Origin of the sequence: Rhodococcus sp. WWJCD1, from assembly GCF_002258735.1 — a bacterium.
Classification (GTDB): Bacteria; Actinomycetota; Actinomycetes; order Mycobacteriales; family Mycobacteriaceae; genus Rhodococcoides.
This window is the reverse complement of the sequence record NZ_NOXY01000027.1, coordinates 17,022-38,319: the sequence shown is the minus strand read 5'-3', so window position 1 is coordinate 38,319 and position 21,298 is coordinate 17,022. Positions and strand designations below refer to the sequence as shown.

General features: G+C 64.3%; 23 protein-coding genes. 10 read left to right on the top strand and 13 right to left on the bottom strand.

The features are described 5' to 3' along the window. Positions 1-20: 20 nt before the first annotated feature. Both CH286_RS19535 and CH286_RS19530 read right to left on the bottom strand, forming a co-directional pair. Positions 21-1,424 carry an MFS transporter gene (locus CH286_RS19535; protein ID WP_094610149.1) on the bottom strand — a complete coding sequence of 468 codons (1,404 nt, stop codon included), beginning with the start codon at positions 1,422-1,424 and terminating at the stop codon, positions 21-23. Beyond that, positions 1,421-1,981 carry a TetR/AcrR family transcriptional regulator gene (locus CH286_RS19530; protein WP_037151251.1) on the bottom strand — a complete coding sequence of 187 codons (561 nt, stop codon included), beginning with the start codon at positions 1,979-1,981 and terminating at the stop codon, positions 1,421-1,423. The genes CH286_RS19535 and CH286_RS19530 overlap by 4 nt, the downstream gene beginning before the upstream one ends. A gap of 88 nt (positions 1,982-2,069) precedes the next feature. Here CH286_RS19530 and CH286_RS19525 point away from each other — a divergent pair, with 88 nt between their 5' ends. Together CH286_RS19525 and CH286_RS19520 are read left to right on the top strand one after the other, a co-directional pair. After that, on the top strand, positions 2,070-2,594 hold the full coding sequence (locus tag CH286_RS19525; protein ID WP_037150918.1) for a DUF1697 domain-containing protein: 525 nt from the start codon (positions 2,070-2,072) through the stop codon (positions 2,592-2,594). After that, positions 2,591-3,841, top strand: coding sequence for an SLC13 family permease (locus CH286_RS19520; protein ID WP_037150920.1), 1,251 nt, complete (start codon positions 2,591-2,593; stop codon positions 3,839-3,841). Before CH286_RS19525 ends, CH286_RS19520 begins: the two co-directional genes overlap by 4 nt. A gap of 273 nt (positions 3,842-4,114) precedes the next feature. Here CH286_RS19520 and CH286_RS19510 read toward each other — a convergent pair whose 3' ends face one another. Both CH286_RS19510 and CH286_RS19505 read right to left on the bottom strand, forming a co-directional pair. After that, on the bottom strand, positions 4,115-4,588 hold the full coding sequence (locus CH286_RS19510) for a GNAT family N-acetyltransferase (protein WP_217902941.1): 474 nt from the start codon (positions 4,586-4,588) through the stop codon (positions 4,115-4,117). Between the two features lie 97 nt (positions 4,589-4,685). After that, positions 4,686-5,384 carry an SDR family NAD(P)-dependent oxidoreductase gene (locus CH286_RS19505; RefSeq protein ID WP_255182712.1) on the bottom strand — a complete coding sequence of 233 codons (699 nt, stop codon included), beginning with the start codon at positions 5,382-5,384 and terminating at the stop codon, positions 4,686-4,688. Between the two features lie 119 nt (positions 5,385-5,503). Between CH286_RS19505 and CH286_RS19500 the strand changes: the two genes are divergently transcribed. Beyond that, complete coding sequence (locus CH286_RS19500; protein WP_094610147.1) at positions 5,504-6,430, top strand: helix-turn-helix domain-containing protein; 927 nt, start codon at positions 5,504-5,506, stop codon at positions 6,428-6,430. Here the strand turns inward: CH286_RS19500 and CH286_RS19495 are convergent. The 4 genes from CH286_RS19495 to cobC all read right to left on the bottom strand — a co-directional run bounded on the left by CH286_RS19495 (position 6,364) and on the right by cobC (position 10,539). Beyond that, complete coding sequence (locus CH286_RS19495) at positions 6,364-7,473, bottom strand: bifunctional RNase H/acid phosphatase (protein ID WP_094610146.1); 1,110 nt, start codon at positions 7,471-7,473, stop codon at positions 6,364-6,366. The two genes, CH286_RS19500 and CH286_RS19495, sit on opposite strands and share 67 nt — an antisense overlap. Positions 7,474-7,478: 5 nt before the next feature. After that, positions 7,479-8,216 (bottom strand): zinc ribbon domain-containing protein, encoded by a 738-nt coding sequence (locus tag CH286_RS19490; protein WP_032403901.1) that lies wholly within the window; start codon positions 8,214-8,216, stop codon positions 7,479-7,481. Positions 8,217-8,341: 125 nt separating this feature from the next. After that, entirely contained in the window at positions 8,342-9,463 is a 1,122-nt protein-coding gene (locus CH286_RS19485; RefSeq protein WP_094610145.1) for a Nif3-like dinuclear metal center hexameric protein, read from the bottom strand. A gap of 14 nt (positions 9,464-9,477) precedes the next feature. Then, complete coding sequence (cobC, locus tag CH286_RS19480; protein WP_094610144.1) at positions 9,478-10,539, bottom strand: Rv2231c family pyridoxal phosphate-dependent protein CobC; 1,062 nt, start codon at positions 10,537-10,539, stop codon at positions 9,478-9,480. A gap of 56 nt (positions 10,540-10,595) precedes the next feature. Between cobC and CH286_RS19475 the strand changes: the two genes are divergently transcribed. The 3 genes from CH286_RS19475 to CH286_RS19465 are packed head-to-tail and all read left to right on the top strand — an operon-like array spanning position 10,596 to position 12,694. Beyond that, positions 10,596-11,288, top strand: a complete 693-nt coding sequence (locus CH286_RS19475; protein ID WP_032403898.1) for an HAD-IA family hydrolase — start codon at positions 10,596-10,598, stop codon at positions 11,286-11,288. Continuing rightward, positions 11,285-11,758, top strand: coding sequence for a low molecular weight protein-tyrosine-phosphatase (locus CH286_RS19470; protein ID WP_170944794.1), 474 nt, complete (start codon positions 11,285-11,287; stop codon positions 11,756-11,758). The genes CH286_RS19475 and CH286_RS19470 overlap by 4 nt, the downstream gene beginning before the upstream one ends. A gap of 18 nt (positions 11,759-11,776) precedes the next feature. Beyond that, positions 11,777-12,694, top strand: a complete 918-nt coding sequence (locus CH286_RS19465; protein ID WP_032403897.1) for an SURF1 family cytochrome oxidase biogenesis protein — start codon at positions 11,777-11,779, stop codon at positions 12,692-12,694. Here CH286_RS19465 and CH286_RS19460 read toward each other — a convergent pair. The 3 genes from CH286_RS19460 to CH286_RS19455 form a co-directional block, all read right to left on the bottom strand. Continuing rightward, complete coding sequence (locus tag CH286_RS19460; RefSeq protein WP_094610143.1) at positions 12,635-13,603, bottom strand: cobalamin biosynthesis protein; 969 nt, start codon at positions 13,601-13,603, stop codon at positions 12,635-12,637. The genes CH286_RS19465 and CH286_RS19460 overlap by 60 nt on opposite strands. Before the next feature lie 46 nt (positions 13,604-13,649). Beyond that, complete coding sequence (locus tag CH286_RS28275; RefSeq protein ID WP_254925408.1) at positions 13,650-13,775, bottom strand: hypothetical protein; 126 nt, start codon at positions 13,773-13,775, stop codon at positions 13,650-13,652. Between the two features lie 191 nt (positions 13,776-13,966). Beyond that, positions 13,967-14,863, bottom strand: coding sequence for a LysR family transcriptional regulator (locus CH286_RS19455; protein ID WP_094610142.1), 897 nt, complete (start codon positions 14,861-14,863; stop codon positions 13,967-13,969). A gap of 112 nt (positions 14,864-14,975) precedes the next feature. On the opposite strand from CH286_RS19455, the gene CH286_RS19450 reads away from it, so the two are divergent. Beyond that, a complete protein-coding gene (locus CH286_RS19450; protein WP_094610141.1) occupies positions 14,976-16,469 on the top strand; it encodes a CoA-acylating methylmalonate-semialdehyde dehydrogenase in 1,494 nt (497 codons plus the stop codon). 50 nt (positions 16,470-16,519) lie between these two features. Then, on the top strand, positions 16,520-17,686 hold the full coding sequence (locus CH286_RS19445; protein WP_094610140.1) for an iron-containing alcohol dehydrogenase: 1,167 nt from the start codon (positions 16,520-16,522) through the stop codon (positions 17,684-17,686). On the opposite strand, the gene CH286_RS19440 is transcribed toward CH286_RS19445, so the two are convergent. Further along, complete coding sequence (locus CH286_RS19440) at positions 17,683-19,092, bottom strand: amino acid permease (protein ID WP_032379118.1); 1,410 nt, start codon at positions 19,090-19,092, stop codon at positions 17,683-17,685. The two genes, CH286_RS19445 and CH286_RS19440, sit on opposite strands and share 4 nt — an antisense overlap. A 113-nt stretch (positions 19,093-19,205) precedes the next feature. On the opposite strand from CH286_RS19440, the gene CH286_RS19435 reads away from it, so the two are divergent. Beyond that, entirely contained in the window at positions 19,206-20,147 is a 942-nt protein-coding gene (locus tag CH286_RS19435) for an NAD(P)/FAD-dependent oxidoreductase (protein ID WP_094610139.1), read from the top strand. A 44-nt stretch (positions 20,148-20,191) separates the two neighbouring features. Continuing rightward, positions 20,192-20,620, top strand: coding sequence for a hypothetical protein (locus CH286_RS19430; protein ID WP_094610138.1), 429 nt, complete (start codon positions 20,192-20,194; stop codon positions 20,618-20,620). Here CH286_RS19430 and CH286_RS19425 read toward each other — a convergent pair. Then, on the bottom strand, positions 20,617-21,291 hold the full coding sequence (locus CH286_RS19425) for a nitroreductase (RefSeq protein ID WP_037150945.1): 675 nt from the start codon (positions 21,289-21,291) through the stop codon (positions 20,617-20,619). The genes CH286_RS19430 and CH286_RS19425 overlap by 4 nt on opposite strands. Between the last annotated feature and the right edge of the window lie 7 nt (positions 21,292-21,298).

Below are 21,298 nucleotides of genomic sequence, written 5' to 3'. Positions count from 1 at the left end.
GGTTGCGTACTCTACCCGGCTCACGTCGGATGTCCGGCGACTGCCCGGCCACGAAGAACAGTGGCACTCGCGACGGCCGCGGCAGCGGTGACGGCTGCGCCCACCCAGGCTGCCGACGTGTAGGCCCCCTCCGAGGGAAAGATGGACCCTGCACTGGTCCCGGTGGCCAACACGAGCCCACCGATCGCACTACCGAACGCGAATCCGACACTGCGCACCACCTGGGTGGTACTCATGGCACTCGAGGTCTCCTCCGAAGGTACGACGGAGAGAACGACGGCCGGCAGCGCAGCCGAGAAGCTACCGACGCCGAAGCCCAGAACAGCCATCGCCGCACACAGTTCCAGGACGCTGGTGCGGGTTCCAGCGAACAGGGCGAGGGCTCCCACAACGACGAGCGCGCTGAACGTCAGAGCGTGGGCAGACCCCACCCGACGTAATGCGCGGGGAAACAGCTTGCCCGCGAGAAACCCGAACACCGAGAACGGAACCAGGACCAGTCCGGCGGCGAAGGCGTCGAGCCCGAAGCCGTATCCGGCGCCGGCAGGCGTCTGCGCAAACCGCGTCACGATGGTGAGCAGGAGATACATGCCGATGCCGCCCAGAAACATCGCTCCATTCGCACCGACCACAGCTCGATGGCGGAGTAACCGGAGATCGACGAGCGGTGCCGAGCTCTCGAGTTCGACGCGGACCCACATGCCCGCACTGACGACCGCGACTGTGGCCAGTGTCCCCACCGCCCATGGGTGGCTCGTCCACAGCGCAGTCTCACTGACAAGAATCAGCACCAGGGAGAGGGCGACCGCGAGCAGCAGTGCACCTGGAACGTCGATTCCAGTCGAGCGCTTCTGCGGCGAGGGTGGAATCACCTTCAGAGCAACCACCAGCGCCATGACCGTCAGTGCAGCACCGAATCCGTAGGCGGCGCGAATCCCACCGTGGTCGGTCAGAAACCCGGACATCGGGTAGCCCACACCGACACCCGCGGTCGATGCAACCGACAGCAGCGCGATGGTGGAACCAGACCGACTGCTGGACAAATGATCTCGTGCAACACCCATCAGCATCGAGGTCAGTGCCAGCCCCACTCCCTGGGCCGCGCGGCCGAGGAGCAACCAAGCGAAGGACAGCGGCAGTGCAGTCAGAACTCCGCCGACCGACACGACGGCGAGCGTGACGAGGATGGCCGCACGTCGATACGGACCGGAACCCAGCCGACCGAGCAGCGGCGTGGTCACGGCGCCTGTCAACAAGGCCAGCGTCAACGTCCACTGCGCACTCGACAGCGAGACATCGAATGTGGTTGCGACACTGGTGATCAGCGGGGCACCGAGGCTACCGACAGCAGCGACGACCACTCCGACGAACACCAGCGCGGGTACCAACAGGCGCTCTCCGCGGCCGTCGGCGTCCGCGGTCATCGGTTCGTATCGCTGGTGATGTGGTCGAACAATCCGGCGTGGATGCGAGTGCCCACTCCGTTCGCCCAGGGTTGGTCGACTTCATGAATCTGCATGGCTGCGCCACTGTTGAGCAGCATGCCGAACGCCAGAAATGCCTTGACGGTCACTGCGTCGAGACCGGTGACCTCTACGACGGTGTTCCACATCCGGCCGAATGCCTCTCGAACGGCGTCCCTCACCTCGGAGTCGCCACACGCGGCGATCCCCTGCAGCTGAAGCAGGAGTGAGGTTCGATCCTCGAGCATGGAGTAATAGCGCTCCCCCATCGCGGCCAACGCCTGTTGCCCGGTGTCCGTTCCCGCAGCTTCGCGCATTCCGTCCGCCAACCGATCGAAGGACGCGACGACCAGTTCTGAGAACAGTGCCTTCTTGGTTCCGAATATTCGAAAGATGTAGGCCTGCGTGATCCCTGCTTCGCGGGCGATCCTGTCGGTCGAACCGCCGTGCAGTCCGGACGAAGCGAATTCGTCTGCCGCTATCCGCAGTATTTGCTGCCGTCGGTCCGGGCCTGTCATCCGTCCTCGCTGCGCCATGCCTTCAAGTTACTGGTTACTAACTACTGACTTCAATGGTTTTCTCGAGCGCATCACTACAGTTCTGTCCATGAGTGAATGGGTCGTGTTGCTGCGCGGCATCAACGTCGGCGGTATCAACATCAAGATGGTCGATCTCCGTGCTGCTTTGGCCTCGGCCGGCTTCACGAATGTCCGCACGATTCTGGCGACCGGCAATGTACTGCTGCAGTCGCCGCTGAGCGCTGCCGCTTTGAAGGCACAAGTCGAGAGCACGCTCGCCGAGGTGTTCGGCTACCAAGCCTGGGTTGTCGTACTCGACGTCCCAGCGCTGGGGGCGATAGTGGAGTCATACCCGTTCGACGCCGAACGGGAAGGCTGGCATCCTTATGTGGTGTTCGGTAGCGACGATAGCCATTTGACCGAATTGTCCGCTCTTGCAGGAGAACTCGACCCCGAGCTCGAGAGGATTGCCGAGGGGAACAGCGTGCTCTACTGGGAGGTGCGCAAGGGCAACACCACCGACAGCACGTTCGGGAAAGCCACGGCGAAGGCGAAGTACAAGGCCACGACCACCACACGGAACGTTCGCACTCTCGTGAAAATTCTCGCGTGACCGTTCTCGCTGCGGCACTGGTCGCCGCCGTTCTCGTCTTCGCCATCGTTCGCCCGCGCGGTCTCCCCGAAATCGTCGCCGCACTTCCAGCGGCAGCAGTTGTTCTTCTCGTCGGGCTCGTCAGCCTCGACGCCGCTCGGGAGCAGGTACTCGAACTCGCTCCCACCGTCGTTTTTCTGGCGTTCATCCTGATCCTGGCGCATCTGTCGGATGCCCTCGGCGTGTTCACCTGGATCGCCGCGAAGCTACGACGCGGATCCAAGGGCAGCCCCCGCAGACTGCTCACCCTCGTGTTCGCAGCTGCTGCGGCAACCACAGCCGTACTGAGCCTCGACGCGACCGTGGTTCTACTGACACCGGCCATCATCGGTGCCGCTCGCATCCTGGGGATGTCGCCGCGTCCGCACAGTTATGCCACTGCGCACCTGTCCAATTCGGCGTCGACTCTGCTGCCGGTGTCCAATCTGACCAACCTGCTGGCCTTCGCTGCGACCGGACTGACCTTCCTGCATTTCACGGCCCTGATGGCACTGCCGTGGATCTTCGCGGTCGCCATCGAACTGGCGGTGTTCCTGATCTTCTTCCGCAAGGATCTGACCGGCACCGCGACACCGACGGACACCCCGACCGCGCAGAGCACCGACGACGTGCCCGCACCTCGCAGTACGCTCCTCATCCTCGGTGCGACACTCGTCGGCTTCGCCGTGGCGGGACTGTTCGACATCGAACCGTTCTGGGTGGCTGCGGTGGGGTCCATTGCGCTCGCGATCCCGGCACTTCGAGCTCGGCACACCACACCTCGCGCCATTCTGCGCGGTGCCGATCTGCCGTTCTGTGGCTTCGTCTTTCTGCTCGGCATCGTCGTCCTCGGCGTGACGACGGGCCCGATCGGCGACTGGCTGGCGCGAATTCTGCCGTCCGACACCACCTTCGTGTCCCTGCTGGCCGCGGCTGCCATTGCGGCGGTGGCGTCGAACATCGTCAACAACCTGCCCGCGACCCTGCTGCTACTGGCCGCGTTCGGTGCCGACGCTCCCCCAGCGTTGTTGTTGGCCATGGTGATCGGGGTGAACCTCGGCCCCAACCTCACCTACGTCGGGTCGCTGGCGATCATGCTGTGGCGACGCGTCGCATCGGCCAACGACGAGCCGGCAGACCTGCGCACCTTCACCGTTCTCGGCGTCATCACCACTCCACTGACCATCGTCGGCGCAGTGGCGGGCCTGTGGCTCGCGTTGCAGATCTAAGCCTCGTCGTGCCATCCGGCCATCCCCGGGAGCACAGGTCGTCCGAGCACACCGCGCTCGGGCGGGTCGGCAACCCGATGACATCGACGACGCAATTTCGGCCTCGGTATCCCACGAGTTCCGCTGGGCAACGGGTGAGCGCATCGAGGTGCCCGGTGGTGTGCTGATGTGACCGAACCGGCCCCCAACGAGCCGGGGCACCGTGCCTACATCTTCAGTTGTCGACCGGCCGAGGATTCTCGACTGTTGCCAACGGTGCCCGCACGCTCCTCGTCACAAGACAATCTCGAGCCGTGGCAGTTCTCGCCCGGGGATCGACCCACTCAAAGCAGTACCGATGCGGACGGCACCGAAGTGGAGATAGAACGATTCGGCTCCGGGATCCGCGTCGAGCGTCAGACGCTCGAATCCCTGCGCACGAGCCTCACTGATCGTGTGCTCGAGCAATTTTCGACCACAGCCGGTTCCGATGGAACTCGCGTCCACGAAGAGTGCCGTCAGTTCACCGGCGGGGGCTTCACCCCCGAGCAAGCTGAAACCGACGACGGAGCTTTCAGGCTCGGACGAGCCGACGACGGCCACCCACATCCGACCCGATCCGCACACCGCCGAGTCGTACGTCAACTCCACACGACATGCCTGCAGGAAGTCCTCGGAGTATCCCCAGTAGGCCTTCGACCGAAGTGCGAGTGCCGAGATCGTCTCGTTTTCGTCGGACCTCGCCAACCGGATTTCGATATCTCCCACACCTCGACCATAGAGCGGATGTCCGCAACGCCGGAAGCACTACCGCGGTGACGACCGTGATGGCGAGCCGCGGCACTGTGTGTTCTCGGTACACGATTCACCAGCGAAGCAGACCCTGCTTGTTTCCCACGGTGCCGGTAGGTCCGTCGTCGGCAATCGTGGCGAGTCGGACTATTTCGTCGGTGCCCTGCGTGACGTCGTGTGCACCCTTGCCTGCGTTCAGATCGGTGCGGGTGTAGCCGGGGTCGGCGGCATTGACTCGCATCATCGGGAGGGCGCGCGCGTACTTCACCGTGAGCATGTTGAGGGCGGTCTCGGACGACGCGTAGATCGGCGGCACCACCTGCCAGTCGAAGTAGTCGTGCTCGATGGTGTCCTGAATGGATCCGACACCCGAGGAGATGTTGACGATTCGTGGATGGTTCGAGACCTTCAGCAGTGGCACGAATGCGTTGGTCACTCGAATGACGCCGAAGACGTTGGTGTCGAAGACGTCTCGGGCGTCATCCGCCGATCCTTGTTCGAGCGGAACGAACGCGCCGGTAATTCCTGCGTTGTTGATCAGGACGTCGAGGCGTCCATGGTCCGCACGCACCTGGCGCGCAGCAGCGTCGACGCTGCCCTGATCGGTCACGTCGAGTTGAACGAACGTGACGCCGAGGTCGGCGGCAGCAGCACGACCCAGCTCACGGTTGCGGGCACCGATGACCACGGTGTGGCCGGCACGCTGTAAGCGCCGCGCCGTCTCGTGACCGATTCCCTTGTTGCCGCCGGTGATCGTCGTGATTGTGCTCATGACGTCGACGCAAAGGCGCGGCGGCCCGCTCGAGAAGATGCCGCTTGTCGGTAGGTCTGCCAGTACCACCCACGTCCTCATCGAGAAGACGCCCGTGGCCGAGGTGGCACAGTGGTGAGATGACCGTAGAGCAGCAGGGACGCCGGCCGGCGGGTTTCTCGTCGGTGCTCCGCGGTTGGCGTGACCGCAGCGCACCCGTCCCCTCCGACTCGGCCGTCAGGCCTCGGAGATCGTCGGGCTTACGCCGCGAGGAACTCGCCACACTCGCCGGAATCTCGGTGGACTACCTGGTCCAGCTGGAGCAGGGTCGCGCGTCGAATCCGTCGGCGGCGGTGGTCGCTGCTCTCGTTCGGGCATTGAGCCTCGACCTCGCCGATGCCGGAGTGTTGTATCGAGCTGCCGGACTCGCGGCACCGTCGTCGGCCGTCGATCGATCGGTACCGGACAGCGTCGACCGGCTGCTGGCCCGAGCCGACGACTGGCCTACGGCCGTGTACGCGGCCGATTGGTGGCTGCTGAGATGGAACGCGGCATGGTCCGCTCTGATGGGCAATCCGATGGACCTGTCCGGACATTCACGCAACCAGGTCTGGTTCGAGATGACCGAGGACACGTCGACCATGTGGGTCGACCCCGGGCAACGGGAACAGTATCGAGACGCTCTGGTCGGCGACCTCCGCGTGGCACAAATCTCGCATCCCGACGACGCCGAGCTCGACAACCTCGTCCATGACCTTCGAGCACGCAGCGACGAATTCTCCGATCGTTGGCACCACGCTCGGCCTACCGCCTACCGGGGAGCACGCAAGAACATCGACCATCCCCTGGTGGGGTCGATGGTCCTCGATGGGGACGTGTTCCAGCCGGCAGGCTCCGACGTGCGGGTGATCGTCTACACCGCAGCACCCGGCTCACGAGATGAGTCCAGACTGTTGTCACTGTTGTCGCCCGGATCCCGTGCACGGAACCGAGCCTCGGTTCAGGCCGGCGAAGCCAGGTGCGAGGTGTCGTTCACCAATCGCACCGACGCCCCGCCGTCGGGGTAGAACTCGGCAATACTCAGCGACGCGAGATCGAGGTGCAGTCGATACAGCAGCGACGGGCCGACGTCGAGAGCAAGTTGCAGCAGCATCTTGATCGGGGTGACATGGGTGACCACCAGAAGCGTCTTTCCGGCGTACTCGGCGAGCAACTGGTCGCGGGTCGCTTCGATGCGTACACGTACGGCGTCGAAACTCTCCCCGTTCGGTGGTGCCACAGAAGTGTCGCCGCGCCACGCCTTGTGAACCTCGGGGTGACGTTCCATGGCCTCGGTGAACGTCAGTCCTTCCCAGTCGCCGAAGTCGGTCTCGATGAGACCGTCGACAGTGGTGACGGGCAATCCCAAGCGGTCGGCTGTCGCTGAGGCCGTCTGTTGGGCGCGCGCGAGCGGCGAGGCCACGATGGCGTCGATGTCTGTCCGTGAACCGAGAACCGTTGCGGCAGAATCTGCTTGGCGTTGTCCCAGTTCCGTCAAGTCAGGATTGCCGCGGCCGGAGTATCGTCGATCGACCGACATGGGGGTCTGCCCGTGCCGCAACAGCAGCAGGCGCGTGGGCTCGCCCATCGCACCGGTCCACCCGGGCGACTCGGCCTTCTTCGCGGCCGGCTCGGCATCGGGTAGTTCCGACAGCTCCACACCCTCGGCCGCGGCGTCCATCGCCTCGTTGGCCAGCGCATCGGCGTGCGAGTTCTGCGCGCGCGGAATCCACTCGTAGGTGACGGAATCGAAGCCGCGAGCCAGTTCGGCTGCTTTCCGCTGAAGCGGAATCATGTCCGGGTGCTTCACTTTCCAGCGCCCGGACATCTGCTCGACGACGAGTTTGGAGTCCATACGGACGGCAACCTCGCGGGCCCCGACGTCACGTGCGGCACTGAGTGCGGCGATCAGGCCGTTGTACTCGGCGACGTTGTTGGTGGCCACGCCCAGCGACGCCCGGCGCTCGGCGAGCACCTGCGAGCGATCGGCGCTGAACACCACTGCGCCGTATCCAGCAGGCCCGGGGTTTCCCCGCGATCCTCCGTCGGCCTCGGCGACAACCCGCGACATCTGGCTCAAATTCCGGATTCCTTGGTGCGCACCAGGATTGCGTTGCATTCCGAGCAACGAATCAGAGCGTCTGCCGGCTTGTTGGCAATGCTCGCGATCTCGTTGCGGTCGAGCTCGATCCGGCAAGCACCGCAGCGGCGAGCCTGCAGCAACGCCGCACCACGCCCGGTGAGAGCTCGCTGCTTCTCGTAAACAGCAAGCAGATCCGCGGGCAACCCCGAAGCCAAGGACTCGCGGCGCTCGGCGCTGCGCTTCTCGGCGGTGTCGAGGTCTGCAACGGCGTCGTCGCGGCGACGGCCGGCGTCGACGAGTTCGTCCTCGATCTGCGTCAGCTGCGCACCGGCGTGCTCGTAGTCCCGCTCACTGGCCTCACGCTGCTCCATGACCTCGAGCAATTCCTCCTCGAGGATGCCCTGGCGACGTTCGAGGCTGCCGAGCTCGTGCTGCAACTCCGTCATCTGCTTCGGTGCGATGGTGCCACTCTCGAGCATCTTCTTGTCGCGAGCCTCGCGTTGACGAACCGCGTCGACCTCGCCCTCGAGTTTGCGAATGTCCCGATCGAGGTCGTCCATCGAGATCTGTACCGTCACGGCCGCGTCCTTGCGGGTGATGCGCTCGGTCTCGAGCTTGTCCACCTCCTGCTGCTCGGGGAGGCTTTTGCGGCGGTGGGCGATCTGCGAGAGTTCGGTATCCACACCGGCCAATTCGAGCAGCGAGGCCTGGACTTTGGGATCGACGTTCACGCTTGATGACTCCTGCGACTATGGAAGTTGGTAAGAGATCACCCTACCGGCTGCTCGAAACCGAGAACGCCGGATCGACTCCGACCGCCTGTCGCCAGGGGTTCACAAGTCACGATGGTCACCGATCACAGCGTCCAGGGGTCGGTGCGCACATCGGTGACACTGCTTCTCCACCCGTCCGTGTCACCGAACGCGGCGTCGACGATGGTGCGCGCCTGGTCACACCACGGGAACTCCGACGCCCAGTGCGCGGTGTCGATCACCGCGGGCCCACCCGCGCGCAGATGTTCGTCGACAGGGTGGTGCCGCAGATCCGAGGTGACGTACACGTCGGCGTCGGTTCGCGCGACTGCAGACAGGAACGAATCGCCTGCTCCCCCGCACATCGCGACCACCGAGACCGTGGCGTCGGGGTCACCGGCGGCTCGCACGCCCCAGCTGGTTGCCGGCAACGCGTCCCGAACGACGTCGGTGAACTCGGCGAGTGTCATCGGACTCGGCAGTTTTCCGATGCGCCCCAGTCCTGTACACGATGGCAGAGCCGCGGACTCGAAGACGTCGAACGCGGGCTCCTCGTAGGGGTGGGCGTGACGTAGAGCCGAAAGCACCTGCGCGCGTAGCACTTTGGGTGCTACAACCTCGATGCGATCCTCCGTCTCCGTGTGCACTTCACCGAGAACGCCCAGTGTCGGGTGCGCATTCGGGCCGGGACGGAACTGGCCGAGACCGGTCGCCTGCCAGCTCGCTTCGCTGTAGTCGCCGATCTGTCCGGCTCCGGCGTCGAACAGGGCCTGCCGTACCGCGGCCGAGTCGGAGGTCGGTACGAAGACCACCCATTTGTCGTGTGCAGGTGCGGGAATGGGGTCCAGTGGTCTGGTGTCGATCACGCCGAGCGCGGCTGCGAGTGCGTCGGATACACCCGGATCGGCGGAGTCCGCGTTGGTATGCGCGGTGAACACTGCACAGTCGGCTTTGATCAACCGATGAATCACCGAGCCCTTGGCAGTGTCGGCCGCCACTGTGTCGACGCCTTTGAGCAGGAGCGGGTGGTGCGCCACGATCAGATCGGCACCCCATGCGATGGCCTCGTCGACCACCGCCTCGGTGACGTCGACGGTGTACAGAACCTGCTGCACAACAGCTTTCGGGTCTCCACACACCAGACCCACCGAGTCCCAGTTCTCGGCCAGCCGTGGTGGGTAGGCATTGTCGAGAACCTCGATGACGTCCGCCAGTGTCACTGCCATATTCGTTGCTCTCCTCACAGAACGGTGCTCAACGCATTCACCAGTATGTCGACCTGCTGCGAGTCCCGTACCGCCACGCGGAGATAGTGGCGATCCAGCCCTGGGAACGTGTCGCCGCGCCGAACCGCAATACCCATCGTGCGCAGGCGTTCTCGAACCAGATCGGCACCCTCGAAGCGCACCAGCAGAAACGGCGCTCGGGCCGGGCCGGTGACGTCCAAACCGAGAGCGCCCAGTCGGCCGATCATCGCAGATCGTTCGCGGTCGATTCGTTCGGATTCGGCACATGCCTGATCGACGGCAAACGGTTCTGTGCAGGCGCGGATCGCTTCGATTTGCAGACTCCCCAGCGGCCAGTGCGCGCGTCCGTGCTGCATCCTCGTGAGAACGTCAGGGTGCCCCAGCGCATATCCGCACCGCAACCCCGCCAACGCCCACGTCTTCGTCAGGCTGCGCAGTACCACCACGTCGTCCGAGCGCTGCGACGAAACCGATTCTCCGGCACCGAGCACTGCGTCGGCGAAGGCCTCGTCGACCACCACCGTTCGGCCGGGCCGACGCAGGCTCAGGACCGCTTCGCATGGATGCAGAACCGACGTCGGATTGGTGGGGTTGCCGATGATCACCATGTCGGCTGCATCGGGCACGAGCATCGGATCGAGCTCGAAGGGCGGCGGCAAAACAACCCGATGCACCGGTACACCCGCCTGTTCCAGCACCCAATCGGGCTCGGTGAAGGACGGATGAATCGTTGCCACGAGGGAGGGCTCCAAGCGCGGCAGCATCGAGAAGCCCTCGGCCCCGCCGCTGAGCAGCAGCACCTCGTCCGGGGAACGGCCGTGGTGTGCGGCCACTTGCTCTTGTGCGGCGTACTCGGCCGCAGCGCTCGGGTACGAACCCAGCGAACTCAGTGCCGCGGCCAGCCGGTCCCGAAGCCATGCCGGCGGGCCGTCGGCGCGCACGTTGACGGCGAAGTCGACGAATCCGGACTCGACTTCCACGTCACCATGGTGACGAAGGAGCTCATCCGGCCTGTGACGGAGGAGCGCGTCGGGTTCGGCAGTTGTATCGGACATCGCGACGAGCGTAGCCGCAGGCTTTCCCGAGCAGGCCGCACCGATAGGCTTCGAACATGTCTGCCGTTACCCCCGCGTCCGTTGTCCTGTTCGATCTCGATGGGACGTTGACCGATTCCGCACCGGGAATTCATGCCGGTTTTCGCCATGCGTTGGCCTCCGTGGACGCCCCCGAGCCGACCGAAGAGCAGCTGTCACTGGTTGTCGGGCCGCCGTTGATCGACACCTTGCGCGGGCTGGGTCTGGACGAGGACGCCGCACAGCGCGCGTTGGCGGCGTACTTCGAGCGGTACGACGAGCGGGGCTGGGCCGAGAACACCGCGTTCGACGGCATCGAGACGGTGCTGACTCGATTGCAGGACCGAGGAGTGCGCCTCGGTGTGGCGACGTCGAAGTCGGAGCGCTTCGCCGTTCGCATTCTCGACCACTTCGGTTTGTCTCGATACTTCGAGTTCATCGGAGGTGCCAGCAACGACGGCACCCGACGAGCGAAGTCCGATGTCATCGCGCACTCGTTGTCCAATCTCGGCATCGATCCGGTGGAACACGCGGACGGTGGCACCGACGGGGTGATCATGATCGGTGATCGTGACCACGACGTGCACGGTGCAGCACGATTCGGCATTCCCACGGTGTACGTGGAGTGGGGCTACGGCATCGACGGCGAAAGCGACGACGCTGCGTTCACCGCATCGAACATGGACGAGTTGGCTGCGGTGCTCGAGCAGAACACGGTGGCAGGGCAGTGAACGAGCCACTGCATGTGACATTCGTGTGCACCGGCAACATCTGCCGATCGCCGATGGCAGAAAAGGTCTTCGCCGCGCATCTGCGCGATGCCGGTCTCGCCGATGAAGTGCGGGTGTCGAGTGCGGGCACCGGCGGCTGGCATGTGGGCGACGGTGCCGATCCCCGCACCGTCGCCGAGCTCGTTGCCCATGGCTACGACGGTGAGCACGAGGCCGCGCAGGTCGGACCGGACCATCTGGAGGCAGACCTGATCGTCGCGCTCGACACCGGCCACGCGAAGGCGCTGCTGCAGCTCGGCGCGCCGGCCGATCGAGTGGCCCTGCTGCGATCGTTCGATCCCGACGCCGACGACTCGTCGGTCGCCGACCCGTACTACTCGTCCGACTCCGCGTTCACCGAGGTGCGCGAGCAGATCGAAAGTGCGGTTCCCGGGCTGTTGAACTGGGCACGGTCTCAGCTCCCCGGCTGACCCGGCTACCGTGGTGGGGTGGAGAAGTTAGGGTTCTTGCTGCGTCCGAAGTGGTTGGTGCTGGCCGCCGTCGCGCTGGCGTTCGCATTTCTGTGCTTCAGCGTGCTCGCTCCGTGGCAGCTCGGCAAGAACACCTCGACCTCTGCACGCAACGACCTGATCACCCGGTCGGTCGATGCTGATCCGGTACCCATCTCGGACATCCTCACCGCCAACGGCTTCCCGGCCGACGACGAATGGCGCCGCGTCATCGCGACGGGTTCCTACGATGTCGATTCCGAGGCACTGGTGCGGCTGCGCAGCATTCGTGAACAGCCCGCGTACGAGGTCATCACCCCGTTCGAGATCGACGGTGGGCCCACCGTGCTGGTCAACCGCGGGTACGTGCTGCCGGTGGAGGGCACACGACCACCCGACTTCGCGCCCGCACCTACGGGACAGGTAACGCTCAATGCCCGTGTGCGCCAAGCCGAGGGCACGTCGCGGGAACCGATCGAGGAAGACGGTCACCTGCAGGTCTACAACATCAATCCGGAGCAGATCGGCACAGCGGTCGGCGTCGATGCGATCGACGGGTACCTCCAGCTCGACGACGATCAACCGGGCGGACTGGGCCTGATCGAATTGCCTCAGACCGATGCAGGGCCCTACCTCTCCTACGGTCTGCAGTGGCTGGCGTTCGGCATCATGGCACCGCTGGGTCTGGCGTACTTCGTTCGCGCCGAGATCAGGGAGCGTCGCATGTCTCGTGCCGACATGGCCGACGCGATGTCCGGCGAACCGGATCCCGCTCCCGACAACGAGCCCGTACCCGACGAAGAAGAAGAATTCAGTCTTCCCACCCGACGCGAGAAGCGCGCCAGAGCGCGCGCTGCGTCACGTCCGACGGTGCCGTCGGATCCTCGCCTGGCCGATCGCTACGGCAAGAATCGCTGACGCGATCACCGATAGTTCTTGCACCCGGGTCGACAGCGTGACCGCACGGCGAAGGTCGCGCGCTGTGGGCGAGGCCCCGTCCCCCAGGGTCGGGCGGTTTTCGACGCCGTGTCGATACTGCGTTCTGCCTCCGAGTTGCAGTCCCAGCGCACCTGCAGCCGAGGCCTCGGCAACACCGGCATTGGGGCTGGGATGCTTCGACGCGTCGCGACGCCACATCTTTGCTGCCTCGACGGGCGAGCCGTGTACCAGAGGTGCTGCCAGTACCGTCGCCAGTCCGGTGGCCCGGGCGGGCACCAAATTCAGGACGTCGTCGATTCGCGCTGCGGCCCAACCGAAGCGCAGATACTTCTCGGACCGATAGCCGACCATGGCGTCGAGCGTGTTGCTCGCGCGGTAGGCCAGAACACCGGGCACGCCGGCACACGCGCCCCACACCAGGACACCCACGGTGGCATCGGATGTGTTCTCTGCGATGGATTCGAGAGCGGCGCGCGCCAACCCGTCGGAGTCGAGTGATTCCGGATCGCGCCCGCACAGCGACGGCAACAGTGCGCGCGCACCCGCCAGGTCATCGCTGTCGAGACAATCGGCCATCTGCCCACCCACCCTGGACAGCGACGTTCCACCCAGCGCTGCCCAGGTGGCAGCCGCGACCAGAACCGTCTCGACAGGTGCACCCAGGCGGGCGGCGGCGCGGCTCGAGGCGATACCGATAGCGGCCGCCGAACCGATCAGCGTCGACGCATGTATGACTCCGACGGTTCTGCTGTCACGGTAGAGAACTCGCTCCACGTGCAGTGCCGTCGTGCCGAACCCTGCGACCGGATGCCAGCGCTTCGGGTCTGCGAACACGCGATCGAGACCGTAGCCGATCAGTAAGCCGATCGCTCGGGGGTGTGTCCACATCCCACGAATCTTGCCAACTGCCCATCCGGTGCAGAGAACCGGTGTGTCAGGCCCAGCGCTGGCGGTATGCGCTCGCGAGTTGACGGTTGCGGAAGTCGATGTCGCTTCCGTCGTTGAGCAGGGCGATTGCCATTCCTACGAAGCCGACGGCTGCCATTACGAACATTGTCATGATTCCCCCAGAATCTCGAGTGGATCCGCAGTGCGGACTTGGCTGTACCCAATTGTTACCCGCCAGTAGGCCAATTCCTACTCGTTTGAGGTGGCCGTCACGTGTGTCGGTCGTCACGAGACGCCCGTCTCATCGAAACGTCCAAAATCGAACGGCCACCGGCTATCTCGCGCTGTGCAGTTCTCCCGTAGTTACTGCGGCACAGGAAAGAGATGCTGCTCGTCGGTCACGACCGAGCGCAGAAATTCGTCGACGGCCTTCACCCGCGCCAAACCGGTCAGCTCTCGCGGCACCACCGTCCAATACGTCCGCTCGACCGAGACGACGCCGGGCAGCACCGACTTGAGCGCCACGTCCGGCTCGCCGATGTAGCTGGGCAACGGCGCAATTCCCACACCGGATCTCGCCGCGATCCACTGCCCGGTGATGTTGTTGGTCTGAATCTGCGCGCGACCCTCGGGCAGGATCGAGTCCAGGATTCGCAGGGGCGCAACATCGAGCAGCGCATCGACGTACGAAATCAGCGTGTGGCCCCGGAGGTCGTCGACGGTGTGGATCGGCGACGTCGCCGCAAGATACTCCTCGGCGGCATAGAGCTCGAGCGAGTACGTCGCCAACCTGCGCGTGACGACAAATCTCGGCGACGGCCGTTCCAGCGTGATTGCGATGTCGAATTCCCTTGTCGCCAAGGAGTTGTGCTCAGTGGCGGTGACCAATTCGATATCGAGATCAGGGTGCTTGTCTCGCAGTACGCCGAGTTTCGGTGTCAGGACGAAGGCTCCGAAGCCGTCCGGAGCCGCGATACGGACGGTGCCACGCAGCGATCCGGTGTCGGACGTCTGATCCTCGAACGCCGCGATGAGCGTCGACTCCACGGTTTCGGCGTATCCGACGAGCCGCCGCCCCGCCTCGGTCAATCGCCAACCCGACGGGGTTCGGTCGAAAAGCCGCTGTCCGGCCGACTTTTCGAGTGCCGTGATACGACGGCCGACGGTGGTGTGGTCCACGCCGAGAGTGCGAGACGCGTCGGTCAGGCGTCCCGTCCTCGACACTTCGAGAAAGTAGCGGAGGTGGTCTGGGTTGAACACTCGTCCAGCTTATCCCTCTGTGCATTTCTGCACGGCAATCTGCGACTTTGGCCTTTGACATGTGCATCGATACCAGTGAGACTCGAGACACACCGATGGAAAGGATCGAACGTTGACCGACGTCATTGCGCACTGGATCGATGGCAAGACCTACTCCGGCAAGTCCGACCGGACTTCCCCCGTCACCAACCCCGCGACCGGCGAGGTCACCGGCACACTTGCCCTGGCCGACACCGGCGACGCTCGGGCGGTCATCGACGCTGCCGCCGCCGCATTCCCGGCGTGGCGCGACACCTCTCTGGCCAAGCGAACCTCCATCCTGTTCTCGTTCCGAGAGCTGCTGAACGCCAAGAAGAACGAGCTCGCCGAGATCATCACGGCCGAGCACGGAAAGGTTCTCTCCGATGCCCTCGGTGAGATCTCACGTGGCCAGGAAGTCGTCGAATTCGCTTGCGGCATGGCACATCTACTCAAGGGCGGATACACCGAGAACGCGTCGACCGGGGTCGACGTCTACTCGATCCGTCAGCCGCTCGGACCCGTCGGCATCATCTCGCCCTTCAACTTCCCCGCCATGGTCCCCATGTGGTTCTTCCCCATCGCCATCGCGGCCGGTAACACCGTGGTCCTCAAGCCCTCCGAGAAGGATCCGAGTGCCAGCATCTGGTTGGCGAAGCTGTGGGCCGAGGCGGGACTGCCCGACGGCGTGTTCAACGTGCTGCAGGGCGACAAGGTGGCCGTCGACGAGCTGCTCGAGAACAAGAAGATCAAGTCGATCTCTTTCGTCGGTTCGACCCCCATCGCCCAGTACGTGTACTCCACCGGCACCTCCAACGGAAAGCGCGTCCAGGCCCTCGGCGGTGCCAAAAACCACGCCGTCGTCCTCCCCGATGCCGATCTCGACCTCGCCGCCGACGCCATGGTCAACGCCGGCTTCGGCTCCGCAGGCGAACGCTGCATGGCCATCTCCGCACTCGTCGCCGTCGGCAACATCGCCGACGAACTCGTGGCCAAGATCGCCGAACGCACCACACCGCTGGTCACCGGCGACGGCACCCGCGGGGCAGACATGGGACCGCTCGTCACCAAGGCCCACCGAGACAAGGTCGCCTCCTACGTCGATGCAGGCGAAGCCGCCGGAGCCACCCTCGTCGTCGACGGCCGCGGCGTGAAGGCCGATGGTGGAGAGAACGGATTCTGGCTCGGCCCCACCCTGATCGACCACGTCACCCCCGAGATGAGCGTCTACACCGACGAGATCTTCGGACCGGTTCTCTCGGTCGTCCGCGTCGACACCTACGACGACGCGCTCGAGCTGATCAACGACAATCCCTACGGCAACGGCACCGCCATCTTCACCAACGACGGCGGCGCAGCACGACGCTTCCAGAACGAGGTGGAGGTCGGCATGGTCGGCATCAACGTGCCGATCCCGGTTCCCATGGCGTACTACAGCTTCGGTGGTTGGAAGAACTCCCTCTTCGGCGACAGCCACGCACACGGCACCGAAGGAGTGCACTTCTTCACCCGAGGAAAGGCCGTCACCAGCCGCTGGCTCGACCCCAGCCACGGCGGCATCAATCTCGGTTTCCCTGAAAATAGCTGAGCCCTGAAAATAGCTGAGCCCTGAAAACAGCTGAGCGGAAGGAGCACACCATGGTTGCCAATATTTCGTTTCCTCGGTTTCTCAAGCTGGGCGGCGGTGCAGTCGAAGAGCTGGGCACGGTCCTGAGCGATCTCGCCGTATCGCGGCCCCTGCTCGTCACCGATGCGTTCATGGCGGGCAACGGATCGGCGGATCGCTTGATGCAGATCATGACCGAGGCCGGGAAGACGCCCGCACTGTTCTCGGGCACCGTCCCGGATCCGACCACCGATTCTTTGGTCGCCGGCCTCGAGGCGGTGCAGCAGCATTCGGCCGACTCGATCATCGGGTTCGGTGGTGGCAGTCCCATGGACACAGCCAAGGCGCTGGCCATTCTCGCGGTGCAGGGCGGGACGATGCGGGACTTCAAAGCACCCGTACTCTCGACCGGCCCGGCCCTGCCGATCATCGCCATTCCCACCACAGCCGGAAGTGGTTCGGAGGCAACCCAGTTCACCATCATCACCGATGTCGCCTCGGACGAGAAGATGTTGTGCCCAGGCCTGTCCTTTCTGCCGATCGCATCGATCATCGACTTCGAGCTGACGATGTCGATGCCGGCACGCCTGACCGCCGATACCGGCGTCGACGCACTGACGCATGCCATCGAGGCATACGTCAGCAAGAAAGCCAACCCCATCTCCGACGGTTTGGCGCTCAACGCGATTCGCACGATCGGCACGTCGTTGCTGCGGGCGTATCGAGACGGTGACGACAGACAAGCGCGGGAATCGATGATGCACGCCTCGACCCAAGCGGGCATGGCGTTCTCCAACGCAAGCGTCTGTCTGGTGCACGGTATGAGCCGGCCGATCGGTGCCCATTTTCATGTGGCACACGGGCTGTCGAATGCAATGTTGTTGCCCGCCGTCACGGCGTTCTCGATCGTGGGGGCACCGGCTCGCTACGCCGACTGTGCTCGTGCGCTCGGTGCGGCGTCGGAAAGCGATTCGGATCAGGTTGCCGGGGGCAAGTTGCAGGACGCGATCGTCACCCTCTGCCGTGAGGTCGAGGTTCCCACACCGGAAACGTTCGGGATCGACAAGTCGAAGTGGGACGACCTGTTGTCACTGATGGCCGAGCAGGCTCTCGCCTCCGGCAGCCCAGGTAACAATCCGGTCGTCCCGACGGCGGAGCAGATCGTCGATCTGTACCGCCAGGTGTACGCCGGGATCTAGGCCGAGTCACCGGGCACGCGGGCGGCCACAGTGTCGCGCCGCGTGTTTCGGCGTTGGACGAGGACTCCACCGATCACCGTCACTGCTGCAAGCACGGCCGACAGCAGAATCGAAGAACGCTGCTCCGGCCGCACCACCATCATGACCAGGACGAAGACGATGAACCCGATGGCCAAGTAGGTGAGCCACGGGTACAGCCACATTCGAACGGCGGGGCGTTCGCCGTCGCGGTCGAGTTGACGTCGCAGCACCAGTTGACTGCTGGCGATGGCGAGGTAGACGAACAGCGCGACGGCACCGGTGGTTGCCAGCAGATAGGTGAAGAGCTTCTCGGGCAGGATGTAGTTACCGACAACGGCGAGGAACCCGAGCACCATCGATGCAATCACTGCGATCCACGGCACTCCGTTGGACGTGATCTTCTTGACCGCCCGAGGTGCATCCCCTCGATCACCGAGCGAATACAACATGCGCGACGCGGTGTAGAGCGCCGAATTCAGGCAGGACGCGACGGCGGTCAGGATGACGATGTCCATGATGGTCTCTGCATGGGGAATTCCCATCTTGGACAGTACGTACTGGTACGAGCCCGTTGCTGGATCCAGTTCGTTCCACGGCACCAACGCGACGATGATGAAGATCGACCCGAAGTAGAAGATCGAGATACGCCAGATCACCGAGTTCGTCGCGCGGGTGATTCCCTTCGCCGGGTCCTTGGATTCTGCCGCGGCAATGGTGACGATCTCCGATCCCATGAACGAGAACATCGTGGTGAGCATTGCGGCTATCACCGCGCCGAAGCCGAGCGGCATGAAGCCGCCCGAAGCCCAGAGTTGGTCCACGCCACTGACTTCGGAGTTCGGCAGCCATCCCAGGATGGCTGCGATGCCGAGGCCGATGAAGGCGATGATGGCCACCACCTTCACCAGCGCGAACCAGAACTCGAATTCACCGTAGTTGCCGACGCTGATCAGATTGGTCGCGGTGAGGGCAACAACGATGATCAGTGCCCACATCCATTGCGCGCCGCCCAACCAGTTGGTCAGGATGGCGGCTGCGGCGGTCGCCTCGACGGGGATCACCAGTACCCAGAACCACCAATACAGCCAGCCGACGGAGAAGCCGGCCCAATGCCCCAGTGCGCGTGTGGCATACGTGGAGAACGATCCTGTGTCGGGGTTGGCGGTGGCCATTTCCCCGAGCATGCGCATCACCAGGATCACCAGGAGTCCGGCGAAGAAGTAGGCCAACAGCACCGCAGGTCCTGCGGTTGCGATGGCGTTTGCGGAGCCGACGAACAATCCGGCGCCGATCACTCCGGCTATCGAGATCATCGTTACGTGCCGCGGTTTGAGACTGGTGCCGAGTCCGTGCTCTCCGGTATCTGGCTTATCGGTAATTGCCATCCAGATAGTCCAACACAAGGTCCGGCATACCGCAGCGGGTGACCGAATTGTCCAGACAGTTAGTGGTACATACGGTCAGCTTATGAAAAGCCGCCTCCGGGCATACTGACGACATGAATGTCGACGCTGAGCGCTCCACGAACTCGATCACCATCGTCGGTGCCGGAATTGCCGGCGCGGCATGTGCCCGGGTTCTCCACGACGCAGCCGTGCCGTTTCGCATCGTCGACAGAGGACGCGCTCCCGGCGGACGGATGTCCTCCCCCGAGTTGCACGGACGACGCGTCGATCTGGGTGCCGGCTACTTCACCGTTCGGGATCAGGAATTCTCGACGGTGGTAGCCGACTGGGAGTCGAGGGGGCTGGCGCGCCAGTGGGCCAATACGTTCGGCATTCTCAAGCCCGAGACGGCACCGTGCACCACCACCGGCCCGGTTCGTTGGGCCACCCCGAACGGGCTTCGTTCTCTGGTACGAGACTTGCTGGGAGACTTCGACATCGAGGGATCCTCCGAGTTGACCGACCTACCTGACGGCCACGTCGTGGTGGCGATGCCCGATCCTCAGGCGACGCGACTGACCGCGGTACCCGACGCCGTCGAGTACGAACCGGTCATCGCGGTCGCGTGCGGATTCGAGGGGTTGAATGCGCCGTTCCGCGACGCGGCCTTCGTCAACGATCATCCCGATATCGCGTTCGTCGTCGACGACGGTGCCCGGCGGGGTGACGCTGCACCCGTGCTGGTGGTGCACACGACCTCGGAGCGTGCACAGCAGCATCTCGCCGATCCCGACGCGGTGATCGCCCCGGTTCTCGACGCGCTGCGCGAACTGTCGGTCGTCTCTACGGCACCCAGCTGGACGCATGCTCATCGATGGACGTTCGCAAAGCCTGCGTCGCAGCACGATTCCACTTTTGCGCTCGAGCAGCGCGACGGACGACTCGTCGGGTTCGCCGGCGATCAATGGTGTGCATCCGGAGCGCCCCGGGTGGAAAGCGCATGGCGTTCGGGCACGGATGTCGGTACCGAGCTGGTTCGTCGCCTTCAGGGATGACTTTTGCCCTGCGTCCACCTGAGACGCCGATTAACATCTCCCCCGTGCTGTCCGTCAAGTCGTACCCACGCGAATACATCGACGCCTGCCGTGCGCGCCTGGATTCTCAGCTTGCCGCCTATCGTGCGGTCGCATCGAATCGAACGACGACCACCGACGCGGACGAGGCGTTCGACGTCGCATTCTTCAACAATCTCGTGCTGACGCTCGAGGTGTATTTCTTGCACCGGATGCGTGGGCAGGAGAAGAAGAACGGCAATCCGCTCAACGAGGTCCGCGTGCTCGCCGCCTCGATGACAGCAGCCGAGGACGTCATGACCAGCGATCCGACCATAAACTTGGATCCTGCCAAGAGCATTCTGGGATACGCCGTCGGCGATCGAATCGCGCTCGACGAGGAGCGGTTCGTTGCGTTGGCCGACGCCTACTTCGCCGAGATCGAAGTCAAGTTCGGGCCACACCTTGCGCCCTAGCTGCTGACGAATCTCACCGTCTCGTCCAAAGGCGCTCGGTTGGTACGAAATCCGTTGATCGAGTGGGTCTCGTCCGGGTAGCCGAAGGAAATGCCGGCCACCACTCGCCTGGTGTCCGGGATGTCGAACCACTCGTGCAGAAACGGTGAGTAGGCCGCCAATGCTGCCTGCGCGATCGCCCCGAGACCCAGGCTCTGCGCCGCGAGCAGAAAGGTCTGCAGATACAACCCGCAATCGACAGCCCCGTAGACACCCAGATCGGCATCGGTGGTGATGATGGCCGCGTGCGGGGCGTCGAACAGCTCGTAGTTGCGAATGAACTGACGCGTCGTCGCCTCGGTGTCGGACTTGACCACACCGATGCTCTCGTACAGTGCACCGCCGCATTCGCGTCGCCGCGCGCGGTGCAGGGCGTTGTAGCTGGCCGGGAACGGAAAGTCCGGTTGCGGGACGCCGGATGCGACGTGCTCGACCAGTGCCTCGGAAAACTTCCGGGTGGCATCGCCCTCGGTGACGATGACCTGCCACGACTGAGTGTTCGACCACGATGGAGTGCGCTGAGCGGCCGCCAACAACTGCTCGAGCACTTCCCGAGATACCTGCTTCGGCAGGAACTGCCGGCACGAATATCTCTCGTCGAGTAGTTCTGTCAGCGCTTCGTACCGGGTCACGTCGTCC